Consider the following 15,205-nt stretch of genomic DNA (forward strand, 5'->3'; position numbering starts at 1 on the left):
CATCAAAGTTGCGATTCAATGGGTAAAATACTCATAAAGCCGATACCGAAACGTCTCCAAAAACCCGTATAGGGATCGACGTCAAACGTGTGTTCTTTTCCATCCACCACACCGTGCCACTGAATCTGTTCACTACCGTTTTTACCTTTTATCAGTTCCAACCGGAACGCTATTTTCCCAATATTTTCATCAAACCAGTCGCTCATTTCAACCGCAATTTCCGTTGATGATATCACAACACCAATTTCAGTGTTGTGGACCAACGCGCGCGGATCAAGGTTCAAAGAGCCGATAAAAATTTTATTTCGATCAAAGACAAAGGACTTGGCGTGCAGGCTGGCTTTGGATGACCCGCCCTTGCCTTTTTTTTCTTTGCGCTGTTTCCGGGTGAGCTGCTTATTCATCTCATATAATTGGACACCGGCGCGCAATAATTTCTTTCGGTACTTGGAATATCCTGCATGTACAATGCCGACATCGTTGGATGACAGGGAATTGGTCAGGATGCGTACTCGAACGCCCCGTTGGGCCAACCGGGTCAAAAAGGCTGTTCCGGACTTTCCTGGAACAAAATAGGGAGAAAATATGATTAATTCTTTTTGGACATTCTCCCAATAAGGTTTGAGTTGGGTGGAAAGATGATATTGGGTTTGGTCAAAATCCTTTAGGATCTTTTCCGGCTCATCATAGATGACATCTGCCTCTCCCCACTTAAAAATTACCTGATTGTTTCTTATGTCTTTGGCCAGGGATGAATTTTTAAGGGCCTGGAGGTATTCTGAATCAGCCTGTTGGGCAACGAATTCGTTTAACTCTTGTCGTTTTTGCTCAATTTCATCCGGTGTTACTGGTTTGTCTTTGAGCACTGACACAGGATATGCAAGTTCGCTGTTCCAGTATTTATCAAAAGAGGTGGAGACTTGTTTTGTCACTGAGCCAATGGCAAGTACATCCAAATCCGCAAAAGCCAGGCCCGGATCGGCTTCAAAGTATTCGTTACCAATATTGCGCCCCCCTAAAATTGAAACCTGATTGTCCACCGTAAATGATTTATTGTGCATACGTCGCGTCACCGAACCCATCCGGGTTACCAATTGTAACATTCTGCCAGTCTTCCGGCTGAATGGATTAAATATGCGAACCTCCATGTTAGGATGACTGTCGAGTATTGTACTTGCAAGGTCCTTGCCTGTAAGCCCCATATCATCCACCAGCAACCGAACCCGCACCCCCCGGTCAGCCGCCTTGAGCAGTTGATCCGTAAAAAGAGCACCAACAAGATCGTTGTGGTAAAGGTAGTACTGAACATCAATGCTTCGTTCTGCAGAATGGGCCAGTACTGCCCGTGCCAAAAAGGCATCCAGACCGTTTCCCAGGAGCAGGAATCCAGACTGCCCGGGATGGGCCTTTATTTCTTCACGGCGATCAGCGCCAAGCCGGGTGCCGTCAGTATCCGTGTAGGCATAGGAAAGCGGCCTATCAAAATCTTTAGGCAGGGTGGAACAACCGTTAATCAAAAATATCGCCAGCGCTGTCATTAAAATAATAATATTTTTAAACATTTTTATTCGTCCCATATCAAATTAAGTTTGAATTACTGCAGGTGATGCCGAAACCTCATCTGACGCGATAATTTATTATTTTAATTGTGAAATTTATACCTAGTATGTTTTACCCAGATAAAAATATAAAGCCTGATGGTTCCCCTCAGCCTTGCCATAGCCGAGGTATACAGGCCCTAAAAATGTATCCATACCTAGGAATATGCTGCCGGCGAGGATGGCATTATCAAAATCCATTTGGTCTTTCTCCTCCCAGACATTGCCCAATTCCAAGGTTCCTCCTATATAGGTTGGCAGGAGGTTGAAATCACCTATTTTATACAAGTACATTAAATTCAACAATCCCAGCTGATTACCGTTTAACTGATCCTCATTAAATCCGGAAAGGTTAAAAAGCCCCCCCAATCTAAATTTGTTTTGAAGCGGTGCATTAGTAAATTATCCAGGGTGTCGGTGAGAAGGCTTGCGTAAATTTCACCCTGATCAAAATCATAATCCGGCAAAAGAGGCGTACCGACTTGGCGTTCTGCATCTCCTTGAAGTCTCCTGAGACCGATGCGGGATTCGCCCTAGGTACCGAATTCTCTATCAAAGGCCAGATCAATCCCATATTTAGTTAACTGGTATTCAGCTAATTTTTCATCGGTATCTGTATAAAAGTTCATGGGATTTTTGTTATATAAAAGCCGCGGGTGAATAAAGTAGCGAGACTTGTAATCCAGGGGTTGATATATCTCCGTGTAAATGCTTGGGGCATGTTCCTGAATTTCCAAACGCGCATAAAAAACCTCGTCACTGAGTTTTGATTTGTTGTTAAGTCTTATAAAATCAATGACAGGGAGTTGGAAATTTCTTTTCGCAAGTTTGGGTTGTTGGGATGCCAGGTAGTCTTCATACATGGTTCGTGACACGGATACCTGAAAGCCAGATGATTGCCATGCAGCAAACAACGGGCATCCCCTTGAATCTCTTCCACCCCCAATTTTTATTTTTATTGTTCACAAGCGGTTTGGTGCCTAAATTCCGCCGACCAGAATCTCGACTCTCCGGTTTTGCCGTCTCCCTTCAATGGTTTCGTTGTCAGCAACCGGATTGAGCTGGCCAAACCAGAACAGGACAAGCTGGGATGGATCCACTTGAAAATTGTCCACCAGATAACGGCCGATGCTTTCAGCCCTTTTGTAGGAGAGCCCCAGGTTGTAGTCCTCTGTTCCGGTATTGTCGGTATGGCCTACCAGGGCCGTAAATGCCTTGGGATTTGCTTTCAAAAAGGCAGCCAGAATTGAAAGCCTTTCCCTTGCATCCGCCGATAAATCCGTTTTATCAAAATCAAATAAAAAATTATTTGTTTTAATACCCACGATCTTTTTATCGGTAATGGTGACAATCTTTTTTGTGGCTTTCACCGTGAAAAGAGCCTCGGAATTATACCCGGGGCGATTAATAAAATCATCAAAGGCAATCACCCGGGAGCAAAAGTTCAACTCGTTGGCCCGGGTAAGAAGATCCGAGCTATAATAATCGTCGGCCGTGGTGATAATATAAAAACAGACATCATATTTTTTGGCCAGTTCCTGGGCATAGGCCACGGGTTTTTTCCTGCCCCCCCCCTGATTGGTGTCACTGCCGTCGGTATAAAGGAAGACAGCTGTTTTTCCCTCTAATTTTTTGAGCACCCCATCAAGCCGTTTGAGCCCATCGGTCAGGAAGGTGGCAGAGGTTGCTTTTTGGGGCAGAGATTCCAACGCTTTGGCAAATTTAGCCCTGTCATATTTTTGGACCGGATAAATCTCTTTCCATGGGGTATACAGGTAAAAACCAAAGGTGTGACCCAGATCAGGAAAGTAGGTATTTCTTTCCATCAAGGTTTTTTTGGCGACTTCGTATCGGGTCATACCGGTATCTTTATAGGGTTTGTTCATTGAACTGGACGAATCAAAAAGGAAGATGGCATTGTCCGCCGTTTTGATAAGGTCTGTGTTCACAATAATCTTTTGCCGGATATCATCTGCGGTGATGATTTCAAAGGCCCAAAGATTTGAAACAAATCCGCCCACCAGTAATAAAACCATCCATACCCATGTTTTCTTAATTTTCATAACAATACTCCTTTTAGAATTAGTATTTGTTTCCCGTCCATACACAACGACTTTGCTTAAACCAAGAAATACAAAAATCAATTAAAAATAGATTTTTGTATAAAGTTGAATCCCCGAATAATCAAACAGAAGATTACCGTTAAAATTCATACCGGGATAGCTTGAGTCATGGGCTTCAACATCTACTTCAAGATGTTCATATCCCAAACCAAATCCCACATTCTTGAATAGATTATATTCTACTGCTAATTTTATATCGATAATGCTGCCTTCATAATTATCATATTCTAAAAAGAAAAAATCTATATTATTCCCCCCAATGCCAAAACTGCTGTCAATTGAACTAAAAAACACGCCTATATTTAAACTCAAGGTTTCCCATGGCACCTTATTTTCTTGAGTTTCCCGGCCGTTGGACCAGAGCTGTTGCAAAACTGCTGAGCTGAAGCTTCTGTCCATTTGTTGCAACAATTTCAAAATCGATATCGGCAATCATACTGAAGGCCTTAGCTCCTCCCATATAGACGGACATCGACTTCAGGATACTGTCTGCACCAGGGTTGATGCCTTGGGCCCCCATGGCCGGGCCGGTAAAAAGGCTGCCGATAAGGGTCAAGAATAGTACCAGCCGCCACCAATTGCCTTGGATAGACTGTTTTTTTGTTTCATCCTAGGTTCCGTTCGTTTAAAATTTATTTTTAAATTCATTCTCCACCCCGGTCCTCTTTTTCGGGTATTATTTCCAATGACAATAACGGCATGCGCAGCTCATAAAGACTGTTGAGCACACCGATCAATTCCGACTGATCTTTTACCCGTCCCACAAGGGTGGTCACCGAATCCTGGTAGACCTGAATATTCATTGTGATCTTCATGCCGGCCAGGCGGTCAGACCAGATTTCTTCAAGGCATCCCTGGATTTTGATACGATAGGTAACCTGAGAGTCAAGGAATATTCTTTTTGTTCCCTTATTTCCTGACATACCCCCTCCCTGTTTTCGATACTGTTGCCAAAGGCTAAAAATTTAAATTTTTTTAAATAGAGTATAGAAGAAATTAATTAAAAAAAGAATCCCCCGCAAAGAGGGAAACGGGGTCCCCCGCTATGGGGGAGAGCCTGTTTTCTTTCCGTAAATTCAAGATTACAGACCAACCGATTCATCCATGGACCGTACACGAAGATCCCGCTGGGGAAAGGCAATTTCAATGGGGGCTGCCAGAAAGCGCCAGCGCGAAGACACTTTAATGGTCGCCCGGTTCCTTATGACCACAGCCATCAGGAAAATTGACACAATGGCCTGGAGGGTAATGATCCAGCCATGTTGGAGAAAAAATATCGATCCGGCCAATGAATTTCTGACAACCCCTGCTGGGCTGCATACCAGAGTTATTTATTCGGCCTTTTCGATGTCCGGAAGAATCCATGATCTATCCATGGCCTTGGCCATGGCTTCGCCTACCAATACACCTTCAGTCAGGATTCTGGTCTGTTCGGGTGTTGGATTAAATGCTTTCCAAGAAAAATACTGTTGGTTGGTGTTTTGAAAACCTTGTACTCTTTGGTGTCAATGTTTTTTTGAACTCACTGAGCAGAGAACCGTATTGGTGCCCTGCCCGAAGGTATTTTTCATTAACTACTTCACCCTCTCGATGTCAGGCAACACCCAACTGCGGTCCAGCAACGTCTTACCCGGCGAGTAGAAACGCATCATCGGGAAGAACGCTCGACCGGGTTCCGTCGGTATCCAATTCTGCTTCTTGCCCTTCGGCTCGTCCGGACCAAAGTACAGATCAATGGAGCCATCCTTATTGGTCAACAAGTCCATGCGTGACGAGCGGTCAGCGATTTTGTACTTGTTGTGTATGATGTCGCGGCCATCCACTTCATAAAGGGTCAGCGACCAGAATAGTTTTGCAGGCGCCTTCGGTGGGATATGCAGCGTGTAATTCCTACCGCCGTCAAAGAACTCATCATCCGTATCTTTATACGACGTCAGGTAGACCTGGCCCTTGCCGGTTTCCATGCCATGCATGGCGAGGTTGTTGGTAACCGCCTCATAGAGCCAGGCCGCTCTTCCGTCCAGGGCATCATAATGCTCGCGACGCTGATCCGGCGGCGAGGTGGTATCAATATCCCAGCGCGACCCATCTCCGTAGTGCGCATCTTCGAGTCGTGGGCTCTTTTTGAAGTCGATCGCCTTGGCCATGGCTTCGCCGACCAACAGGCCTTCCATCAGGATGCGTTTCTGGCGATCGGTAGGATTGAAAGGTTTGCCTTTTTCGATACCGAGAGGCTTCAACATCGCCATGAAGAAGCGATCACGCTCTTCAACGGGTTCTTTGCTGATGATGTCCGACAGACGCTGCCAGTAGTCCATCCCGCGCGGATGCGCTCCTGACCAACGCTTGCCCTGCGGTGTGATGTATCGCCGAGGATTTGGCTTGTTACGCTCGGCGTATGGATAGATGTCCACCTTGCTGAGCAATGCCGTGCGCTCGTCAGGGTCGGTAGGAATCAGGCGAATACCGAGAAAGATGCTATTCGTCGGTGTTTTGTGCACCGTGTAGCCCGCCTGCTCGGCGCCCGCCGGCGCTTTCTGGCCCGGCCCTACAAACACGTATTTCCCGGGCTTGGTCATCGACGTTATTTCACGCTCCCACATATCATGGGCAGCACCGCGAACCTCACCCTCCGGCATGTGCACGATCCACGGCTCCTTCGCGAGATCGATGAACACCAGTGCGTACGGTGTCGTGGCATTGAAGGTCAGCCCACCCAGGATGTCGTCGTAGCCATTGAGGAATACTATCTGGCCGTTCTCGGCACCCAGCGTCACATTGTAGGCATACTGCCACTGCGCCATCGAGACCAGCGGGATTGCCCAGATGTAGGCCTGGCTCGCTCGCTGGAAGTCGATCTCGTCGAACAGCTTGTCGATGGTGGCATCTGTCGGGTAACCGGCGGCAAAATCCTGCGTGAACGTTAGCTCACCAATGCGGGTTTGCACCACATCCTCGGCGCTTGCCATCAACGGCACGCAGCACAGTATGGCGCACAGCAGGTTTCTAAACGTTGTTGTTTTCATGTGTCATCTCCTTATGTTTCATTTGGTTTGGTAACATTTATTGTTACTTCACCAACTCCAGTTCACTCGGCCGCCAGGTCTGGTCCAGCCAGGGCTCAAGCGGGCCGTAGAGGCGCAAAATGATGAACCAGCTTTTTCCGGGGATCGTCTGAATCCAGTTCTTTTCCCATCCTTTTGGCGCTTTTGGAGCGAAGTAAATGTCGATGGAGCCGTCTTTATTTTTCTTAGGACCTTCGCCATAGCTGTTAATGCCGGCAAACTGTTGATCGGTCTGCAGCATAGCCCGGGTCTGGGTGTCATAAATAATGACCGACCAGTTGTCTTTCACCGGAATGTTCTTCGGCAGGTGCAGTTTGTAGGTTTTTGATCCATAAAGTATGTCATGCTTGGCATCTAGGCCGGCGATGCCGTAGTCGGAACCGATGCCCGGTTTGGTAACGGCCATGGAAGGGGTCACACAGATAGCATTATAGTGCAGCCACAGGCGCGAATCGTAACGGCGCGCTCCGTCTTTCAGGAAATAAGTATCCTTGTCGGCGTAACCCATAACCCATTCCGTTTCCACATCCTTGTAAATCCGGGCACCCGGATCCCGGGGGAATACTGTGTTTGCGCGGGCATAGGCATTGCCGAGCGCAACGGCTTCAGAAAGAATCCGGCGCATCCGCTGCGTAGGATTAAAGGGCTGCCCTTTCACGATTCCGATGGAGGCCATCAGTCCAGTAGTTTCCGCATCAATAAATCCAACTGGCTCATACTGAACAGCGGTATCGACCATTTCATAGAAACTGAAGTCATTCGGTGGAATGGTATTGTAACCCTCCACACCGGACATATTTTTGAACGCCATTTCCGGCGGATTATTGATTTTAGATAACGGATATACCTTGAGATTGGTTTTAATGTTTTCCGCCGCATCTTTTACGCTGGTCCGCACATAACCACGCATAAAGTTCCAGACAGTGTATGTTTTTGAATGGTACACATGATAACCGTCCGGCACCTCGCCTTCATAGCCCGGTGGCAGGAGAAGATACTTTCCGCCTTTCCCTTTGTCGGGGCCGGCCATACCGATATCACCGAGCCACCGCATGGTGCCATCATCCAGCATACCGAGTACATCCGGCGGCAATTCCATTACGGTGGGTCCGTCTTTTTTCAGGTCAAAAAATCCCAGCGTATAAAGCGCGGTGTTATTCGGCGTCAGCCAGCGCGTTTTGGAATCCATCAACTCTTCCCAGATAAGAATCTGATGAGAATCGATGGCACCCATTTCATGCTGGGCTTTACGCAGTGAATACATGGAAACCGTCGGAATCATGTTTACATAAACCTGCACGGCGCGTGCGCGATCCATATATTCATAGATTGCCTCCGTGGTATTTCCGGTCGGCACACCATCAAAAAATTCCAGTGTTCCGATCGGCGTGGAAACTTTATCCGGCGTTGTGATCTGGCCCGGCGTCTCGGTCGTCATTTTATAGGTCGGAAGTTTTACCTTTGCATGTGCGGTCAATACTCCGGCACCGGCCAGCATCGCGACTGCGAGGCATGCGGTCAAGAGACCGGCCACGGACAGGGATTTCAATGTTTTTCGCTTCATGATATGACTCCTTTCTATAATAAAAATTAATTTTCAGTCGATACACTCAATTGATAAAATCGACAGCTGCATTTCTGCTAAACTGTTCAACACCCCCATCAGTTCTGATTGGTCTGCGATACGACCGGACAGGCATGTGACAGTTGACAGATCTGTGTTCCCACTGGATGTGATCTGCATGCCATAAAAAATTTCAGCACACCCCTCTGGCACCAATCCCTGGACGTGGATCCGATAATGGGCAGGTGACCAGGGACGAAGGAATTTTCTTTTTGTTGTTTTTTGCATGGGTGTTTTAAAACTATCCATAATCATAAATGTTGATAATTCTAATTATTGATCAAGGATATCGCTTTGTGACAGAAAAGGCATCATCCCAAAAGGATGATAAATGGACGATGGCGGATAAGCGGTTGCTTTATCGTTTGGCCAGCACGCCTGACTGTTGAGCCTTTAAGACTGCTTGACGGCGATTGCGGACAACCAGTTTTTCATATATGTGCCGCAGATGCGTTTTGACCGTGGCCATTGAAACACAGAGATTTTCGGCAATCTCCTTGTTTTGCAGGCGTTCAGCCAAAAGTTCCAACACATCAAGTTCACGGTTGGTAAGCGATTCAAAGGAATGCGTGTCGAGTATGGATACTGGAGGATGGATCTGGTTTTTGGGGTCAATGTTAAGGTCCTGGAAGACTTCAAGAAGGGTGTTGACATAGTTGACTTGGACGTTTTGCTGCTTTAAGCGGATTAACAAATCGCCCATAACAGGACCCAGTTCAATAAATGGACGGACCCAGCCGCCGGGAGCGGCAAGGTCCAATGCCTGTTTCAAGGACTGATCTGCTTCATTGAGCCGATTGTGTTTGTAAAAAATAACCGCCTGTAACACAAACAAATCGATCAGGTGGAATGTGTTATGGATATCCTTCGTCAATTTCACAAAACTTTCGATCTTTTGGATCGCTTCCTCGGATCCTTGTGCCACAAGCAGGCGGCAATGTGTAATCTGTGGGGCCTCTAAAAAAAGAAAAGCGGTGGCCATGGTGGTGGCGTTGTACGATGGACATCGGCCTTCCTGATCGCCCTGCAACAGAGCGATTCTGGCTTGCCCTGATTCTGCAATGGCAAGGTTGCCAGGGTCCTTTGTTTCCACAGCAAAATCCAGAAGGTGTTGGGCGAGCTGGGAAGATTCCCTAGATTGACCCATGAAATGAAGTGTTACTCCCAATCCAACCAGGCTGCTCATTACTGCCGCTGTATGGGCAACGTACCGGTTATCGGCCATCCATTGGAAACAGCGCCGGGCCCCTTCCCAATTTCCTGTCTGGAAATGGCAACATCCCAGTAGGTATGTGCTCCAAGATTTGATGTAAACAGGACTGGTATCGTGTGCCAGTTCACCCAGCTGCCTGCTGTAGGTGGCGGCTTCCTGTAAGCTGCCGGATAACAGATGGATAAATGCCAGTGTGATGATCTGCCGGGTAATCAGAAGTCCTTTGTGATTTGGTTGCCGACTGATTCTGTTGGTCAGCGCCGTAATGGCGATCTGCTTTTGACCTGCCATGTGATGTGCCAGTCCGAAATATATCTCGGAATCGGCACGCATCAGGTCATGGGTAGAGGGGAGACCGGTTTGGGCCTTGGCAACATGGGTCAGCATTTCCTGTGTTTGCCCCTGCCAATAACACAGATAGGATTTAAAAAGGCTCAATTCCGCTTCCCAGGCCGGCCGATGACCATTCTTTTCGAGTAGTGCTTCGAGCTGTGCGACAATTTGAATAAGTTCTTCAATGCCAAAACGGTAGTAGGCAAGCCACGCTTCACCCAGTAACAATTCAGGGCGTTGCCAGACAACCGCCTCAGGCAGCTGAGACAACCACCTGGCAAGGACAGGCCATCTATCCGCATTTAATATTTCCAATCGATGTGCTTCTACTATGTCAGCGGCCTGATCTGGCTTGTCAGCTGCCATGGCGTGGGCTATTGCCTCATCAATTAGCTTTTGGGAGGCAAACCATTGACTTGCCGTATCATGCAGCGCCTTGATATCTTCTGGGGGTAAATGATCATTTAACAACCGGCGCAATAATTTTTGGAACAAATGATGATAACGAAACCATTGATTATCCGCATCCAAAGAGATGATGAACAGGTTGTTTGATTGCAGGCCCTTGATGAACCTCATCCCGTCGATGCCACACAAGGCGTTGCACAAGGGGGCGCAGAACCGATCCAATATGGAGATATGCAGCAGACACTTGCGGATGTCAACGGGTTGATGATCCAGCACTTCGTTGATCAGGTATTCCACCACGTAGTGGGTGGCCCCTTTCAGTTTTAACAATTTTTGGCCAGGGTTCTTCTGCCCCTGCATCGCCAGGGCCACCAGATGTAATCCGGTCACCCAGCCCTCTGTTTTTTTTGCAAGGGCTGCAATGGTTGATGGTTCCATTTTGTGAGCGGTGGCTGCCTGTAAAAATGTTATGGACTCATCCATGGAAAAGCGTAAATCCCACATGCGCAGTTCCGCCAATTTCCCCCGGGACCGCAGCGTTGCAACAGCGATGAGTGGATCCCGTCGCCCCACCAGAACCAAGTGCATGTATCGGGGCGGATATTTCAACACCCGGTTCAAAAAATCATGGATCGGTTTGTCATGGATGTGGTGGATATCATCCAGGACAATATTAAAATCAGTGTCGATCAAATCAAGTTCATTGACCAGTGTTGTCGCCAAAACATCTTGTGGTGGAAGGAGTGTCGAATCAATCAGGGTTTGTGTTTTACAGGCTGCATGGGGGTGGATTGTCTGAATGGCTGCAATAAAATAAGACAAAAACCGTCGAAGGTCGTTGTCATCTTGGTCTAAGGACAACCAGGCACCGGGGTGTTTACACTGTTCAAGCCAGCAGCTGACCAGTATGCTTTTTCCGTAACCTGCTGGAGCAGAAATCAGGTTCACTGATTTATGGCTGTTCTTGTCCATTCGCTCCATCAACTTTGACCGATGCACATGATGATGGGTTACTGGGGGCCGATGCAGTTTGGTTCGAAGTAAAATTATGCTGCCTGATTCAGAATCCATGCATTGACCCTTAATTATTATAAAAAAGATTTAGCCTTTTGATTTTATTCTTTCTCAAAAAGTGAATTTAAGGATACATGATATCACACCACTTTCACTGGGTATGACTAATGTATCAATAGAGAACCATTTATACCCCACTTCAATGGATGGTAGAATACCAGGCAGCCATCCACCAAAGGTTGTCAGATCACCCTCGTACCCATACACAACACCGGCTTGGAAATTTGCCCGACCGTATAGTTCATTGCTGAAGGGCTGCCACTTTGGAGTACGAAATGTGTAACCCAAAGCATACGATCGATTGTAGTAGCTGTTAACAAACGTAGAAACAAACCACTGGTCAATGGATAACACAAGGATGTTATTGTTATTGTTGTACTCTTCACCATTATCCTGCTGTGAATCATCACTCCAGTGTACAGTGTAGAATGACCAGCCAATACTCACCTCATGCTTGTCCAGAAAATTATCATCGGCCCTTACTTTATCACATACCGACAATAGATCCAGAATCAGCAACAAAATTAATACATATCGTCCTATGATAAAACCTTTCCCTTGTTGATGTTGTAGTAAGAGCCTCTTGCAGATAAACGCTTGAATCTTTTCTTAATCATTCTAAAAAAGATTTAGCTTTTTGGCTTTATTTTTTGTTTATAGTATAGGGTTTTGCGTAAAAAAAAATCCCCCATGGAGAGGGAAATTTATCCCCCGTTGTGGGGGATATTGTCGAATACGATAGGGTTTTTGGAAACAATTTAGATCAAGTTATTTTGTAACGATTCTTAATCAAAGTATAAAAACTCCTTCAAAATTCGAAATATTTTTACTTGACCATATCAAACTGAGTATAAATCGGAATAAAGACTATATTATCTACGCGTTGTTTTTCAAAAGCAATTGGTGACATCACGTATCCGGTATTGATTTTTGGGTGTTCTTCAAGAAAAAGATGCAGGCTTTTTAATTTTCCCTTTGGCCCACTTTTAACTTCTATTGGAAAGACATCACCATTGGTTACATATAAATAATCAATTTCGGCAGAACTGCTTTTTTTATCTCTTGCCCAATAGTACATTCTTTTATTTTCAGAACCTCCCGCAGCATATATCTCATGGCCAACAAATTGTTCTGCCAAAGCACCCTGATACACATGAGATAAATCTTTGGCCACCATCACATCTGTTGCCAGCACACCACTATTATACTGCATCAAGCCAATATCCAAAAATAATGGTTTGATTTCAAAAAAAATGAAATGGAAATTAACCGATTAGGATCTAACAAATTCAAGCAACAGAGAATAATCATGCTCATCTGCCATTTTTAAAGCTGTAATATATTCTTCTCTGGTTTTATTGTGATTAGCAAGACTCTCTCCTCCCCAAGAGAAAACTTTTGTGAAGAATAATTTTTCAAGAATTAAATCTGCCATAAGTCGTGCATGTCTACCATTTCCGTTTGAAAATGGATGTATGAAGACTAACCTGTGATGAAATCTGGCTGCGAATTCATCTGGAGGATAAGTATCATACTCTATCCACGCATGAGAATCATCACACAATGTTTGTAATTCCACTTCAATTTGAATATATGGGATTCCAATATTTTTTTGAGATTTTCTAAATTTTCCTGCCCATTTCCAGACATTAGAAAACATTTGTTTGTGAAGTTTACAAATAAATTGGATATTTAAAATGTCATTCGTTTTTAAATTGTCACTCCAAATGATCGCTTGGTTGATATTTTCCATCTCTAAAAAATCGAGTTCGCCACGGGTTGTAATATGTGTAGGCAAAAGCCCTTTGAGTTCGGCATAATCAACAGGGGTAGCACCGTCAGCATAATCAATCATTATTTATCCTTCTCCCACAACAGAGAAGGGGAATCAATTATTTCTTCCACCATATTATTAAACGCTTTTTTAGCATTTTTAGATGAAAGTCCTTGAGCTTCTAAATTCATAGTGTGCATAAGCCTGTTCATTCGTTTTTGAGAAATAATTGAGGCTTGTTTTCTGACAGTATCGTCTAAGCTTGTTCGAGGCACAAACCCATAAACAAAAACACAATCAAGCTTATCTGCAACTCGATTCATAGTTTTAAGGGTAAGACTTCCTGTAATCTCATCCTGTTCTATTCGAGGGATTCGAGATTTGCTGACTCCAAGCCGGTCAGCAAATTGTCGCATATTCATTCCCAAAGCATCACGGATGGCACGAATCCATCCCTTCATCGGCCTGTTTACCGAGGCGATAGTTGAAAAACGACTTAAGGTGTCATCCAATTGTTCTCGAATTATTTTTTTTTGTTTTTTTCTCATTTCGTTCATAATTATATATGCGTTTAGCAAGCCTTAGTACACGTATATATAATCAAAATGAAATTATCAAGACATATAAATATGTACGGGACATTTTTATTATTATATATATATGCATGATAGATAATTTCTCCGGTTTTCTGATACCACGGAATTAATAGCAGTGTTTCGCCAGGGATGATCTTTGTTTCTGAAAATATTTCAATATCCTGAATTATTTTTTGAACCGATAAGTCTTGATCAAATATTTTGTGGATGCTCCGATTGCGCTCAAAATCTAATTTTATAATAGATTTAGAAGATCGGTTAAACAAATCGGTAGATATTGTGTCATACAGAAACAGGCGATGGCTACTATGATAAATTGCTTTATTTTCAAAACATTTCCTTTCTTGGTGTTACTTTTGAGCCTGTGGTATTCTTAAAAAATTAATGCTAAAGGTTTGCTTTTGTGCGGCCAGAAAATAGGTTCCTTCAAAAACATCCTTTTCATTTATGTAGACCAGGTTATATTTTGATCCCTGATAATTAACATCTTGTAATTCGACAAAAATATGCACACTGCCATTTTCAACTTTCCAATTCGCTTCATGTACATTAATCTTACGCGGATTATAATAGGATGCTTTTAAACTCCCGTCGGGCTTGACATCTTCTATGACAAGTTTATATCCGCCATCCGGCCGAACCCAATTTCCTTCAAGACGCAGGGCTTGGGAAAAACCACTGTTCTGTTTGACATCCTGCGCTGTTCCGGAAAAAACACTTTCAACCAATCCGGATAAGGAAATAAAAAAAACCATGACACTGAGGAGGGCTGCTATAACAATTGATTTTCTTTTAATATTTTTCATCATTTTTCCTTTACGATCACCAGCGGACCGTCGAACAGCTTCATGACATCAGAAGCGGGTTGCCCATTTTCAAGAACCCGAGTCAAAGCATGCAAATATTTACGGATATAGAAAAAATACTTTTTATATCCGGCGCACAGATAATGTAATCCAGGTTCTCCGTAATAAGTTTTCGCAAACCGGTGCTTGGGACAGCCGCCCCAGCAGGCTTTAAGCACGTCGCATTCTTGACACCACCTTGGTAAAGATTTTTCTTTACTAACACCAAATCCTTGTACGATCGATTTTTCAACCATTGCCACTGGATTGTCGTCAAGAATATTACCTAACTTATATTGAGGATACACCGAATGATCACAGGCATATACGTCACCGTTGTGTTCCACGATGACCGATTTTCCGCATTGCCGGGCAAAGGTGCACACAGAAGAAGGGGTTCCGATCCAGCCGTTCAGAGCCCATTCAAAATTCATAACAAAGGTTTTACCAGCTTGTCCCGCCTTAGCTTTTTCGACGGCGCTCAACGCTCCGCTGAAGGAAAACGCAACGCCTCCGAAATAGCTGATTGCAAGCAGGCTTGTGCTCAGTGAG

Annotated in this window: 18 protein-coding genes; all 18 read right to left on the bottom strand. The window is 44.9% G+C overall.

The window, feature by feature from the left end; genetic code table 11:
- Positions 1–2: 2 nt before the first annotated feature.
- Positions 3–1,562, bottom strand: coding sequence for a phospholipase D family protein (locus ACZ45G_RS30335; protein WP_464174372.1), 1,560 nt, complete (start codon positions 1,560–1,562; stop codon positions 3–5).
- A gap of 99 nt (positions 1,563–1,661) precedes the next feature.
- Entirely contained in the window at positions 1,662–1,835 is a 174-nt protein-coding gene (locus ACZ45G_RS30340; RefSeq protein ID WP_464174373.1) for a hypothetical protein, read from the bottom strand.
- Between the two features lie 296 nt (positions 1,836–2,131).
- Positions 2,132–2,512 (bottom strand): hypothetical protein, encoded by a 381-nt coding sequence (locus tag ACZ45G_RS30345; RefSeq protein ID WP_464174374.1) that lies wholly within the window; start codon positions 2,510–2,512, stop codon positions 2,132–2,134.
- 66 nt (positions 2,513–2,578) lie between these two features.
- Positions 2,579–3,661: an OmpA family protein gene (locus ACZ45G_RS30350; protein WP_464174375.1), complete on the bottom strand. Its 1,083-nt coding sequence runs from the start codon at positions 3,659–3,661 to the stop codon at positions 2,579–2,581.
- 81 nt (positions 3,662–3,742) lie between these two features.
- Complete coding sequence (locus tag ACZ45G_RS30355; protein WP_464174376.1) at positions 3,743–4,033, bottom strand: hypothetical protein; 291 nt, start codon at positions 4,031–4,033, stop codon at positions 3,743–3,745.
- Positions 4,034–4,049: 16 nt separating this feature from the next.
- Complete coding sequence (locus ACZ45G_RS30360) at positions 4,050–4,277, bottom strand: DUF2092 domain-containing protein (RefSeq protein WP_464174377.1); 228 nt, start codon at positions 4,275–4,277, stop codon at positions 4,050–4,052.
- An 88-nt stretch (positions 4,278–4,365) separates the two neighbouring features.
- Positions 4,366–4,644, bottom strand: coding sequence for a hypothetical protein (locus ACZ45G_RS30365; RefSeq protein ID WP_464174378.1), 279 nt, complete (start codon positions 4,642–4,644; stop codon positions 4,366–4,368).
- A 159-nt stretch (positions 4,645–4,803) separates the two neighbouring features.
- Positions 4,804–5,010 (bottom strand): hypothetical protein, encoded by a 207-nt coding sequence (locus ACZ45G_RS30370; protein ID WP_464174379.1) that lies wholly within the window; start codon positions 5,008–5,010, stop codon positions 4,804–4,806.
- A 285-nt stretch (positions 5,011–5,295) separates the two neighbouring features.
- Entirely contained in the window at positions 5,296–6,747 is a 1,452-nt protein-coding gene (locus ACZ45G_RS30375; protein ID WP_464174381.1) for a DUF1254 domain-containing protein, read from the bottom strand.
- Between the two features lie 43 nt (positions 6,748–6,790).
- A complete protein-coding gene (locus ACZ45G_RS30380) occupies positions 6,791–8,350 on the bottom strand; it encodes a DUF1254 domain-containing protein (protein WP_464174382.1) in 1,560 nt (519 codons plus the stop codon).
- Between the two features lie 33 nt (positions 8,351–8,383).
- On the bottom strand, positions 8,384–8,638 hold the full coding sequence (locus ACZ45G_RS30385; RefSeq protein WP_464174383.1) for a hypothetical protein: 255 nt from the start codon (positions 8,636–8,638) through the stop codon (positions 8,384–8,386).
- A 130-nt stretch (positions 8,639–8,768) separates the two neighbouring features.
- Positions 8,769–11,435 carry a LuxR C-terminal-related transcriptional regulator gene (locus tag ACZ45G_RS30390; protein ID WP_464174384.1) on the bottom strand — a complete coding sequence of 889 codons (2,667 nt, stop codon included), beginning with the start codon at positions 11,433–11,435 and terminating at the stop codon, positions 8,769–8,771.
- Positions 11,436–11,489: 54 nt separating this feature from the next.
- Entirely contained in the window at positions 11,490–11,960 is a 471-nt protein-coding gene (locus ACZ45G_RS30395; RefSeq protein ID WP_464174385.1) for a hypothetical protein, read from the bottom strand.
- A gap of 304 nt (positions 11,961–12,264) precedes the next feature.
- Positions 12,265–12,666, bottom strand: a complete 402-nt coding sequence (locus ACZ45G_RS30400; RefSeq protein WP_464174386.1) for a DUF4143 domain-containing protein — start codon at positions 12,664–12,666, stop codon at positions 12,265–12,267.
- Positions 12,667–12,711: 45 nt separating this feature from the next.
- A complete protein-coding gene (locus tag ACZ45G_RS30405; protein ID WP_464174387.1) occupies positions 12,712–13,293 on the bottom strand; it encodes a mobile mystery protein B in 582 nt (193 codons plus the stop codon).
- Entirely contained in the window at positions 13,293–13,769 is a 477-nt protein-coding gene (locus ACZ45G_RS30410) for a mobile mystery protein A (RefSeq protein ID WP_464174388.1), read from the bottom strand. Before ACZ45G_RS30410 ends, ACZ45G_RS30405 begins: the two co-directional genes overlap by 1 nt.
- A gap of 389 nt (positions 13,770–14,158) precedes the next feature.
- The gene (locus ACZ45G_RS30415) at positions 14,159–14,617 is read right to left on the bottom strand and encodes a hypothetical protein (RefSeq protein WP_464174389.1); all 459 of its coding nucleotides are present in this window, start codon (positions 14,615–14,617) and stop codon (positions 14,159–14,161) included.
- Positions 14,614–15,138: an SPASM domain-containing protein gene (locus ACZ45G_RS30420; protein ID WP_464174390.1), complete on the bottom strand. Its 525-nt coding sequence runs from the start codon at positions 15,136–15,138 to the stop codon at positions 14,614–14,616. The genes ACZ45G_RS30415 and ACZ45G_RS30420 overlap by 4 nt, the downstream gene beginning before the upstream one ends.
- Positions 15,139–15,205: the final 67 nt, after the last annotated feature.

This window comes from Desulfoconvexum algidum, assembly GCF_055382125.1.

Coding starts and splice junctions, on each gene's coding strand:
- ACZ45G_RS30335 (WP_464174372.1), bottom strand. CDS start 1,562: ATGTTTAAAAATATTATTATTTTAATGACAGCGCTGGCGATATTTTTG.
- ACZ45G_RS30365 (WP_464174378.1), bottom strand. CDS start 4,644: ATGTCAGGAAATAAGGGAACAAAAAGAATATTCCTTGACTCTCAGGTT.
- ACZ45G_RS30375 (WP_464174381.1), bottom strand. CDS start 6,747: ATGAAAACAACAACGTTTAGAAACCTGCTGTGCGCCATACTGTGCTGC.
- ACZ45G_RS30410 (WP_464174388.1), bottom strand. CDS start 13,769: ATGAACGAAATGAGAAAAAAACAAAAAAAAATAATTCGAGAACAATTG.
- ACZ45G_RS30390 (WP_464174384.1), bottom strand. CDS start 11,435: ATGGATTCTGAATCAGGCAGCATAATTTTACTTCGAACCAAACTGCAT.
- ACZ45G_RS30415 (WP_464174389.1), bottom strand. CDS start 14,617: ATGATGAAAAATATTAAAAGAAAATCAATTGTTATAGCAGCCCTCCTC.
- ACZ45G_RS30405 (WP_464174387.1), bottom strand. CDS start 13,293: ATGATTGATTATGCTGACGGTGCTACCCCTGTTGATTATGCCGAACTC.
- ACZ45G_RS30350 (WP_464174375.1), bottom strand. CDS start 3,661: ATGAAAATTAAGAAAACATGGGTATGGATGGTTTTATTACTGGTGGGC.
- ACZ45G_RS30380 (WP_464174382.1), bottom strand. CDS start 8,350: ATGAAGCGAAAAACATTGAAATCCCTGTCCGTGGCCGGTCTCTTGACC.
- ACZ45G_RS30385 (WP_464174383.1), bottom strand. CDS start 8,638: ATGCAAAAAACAACAAAAAGAAAATTCCTTCGTCCCTGGTCACCTGCC.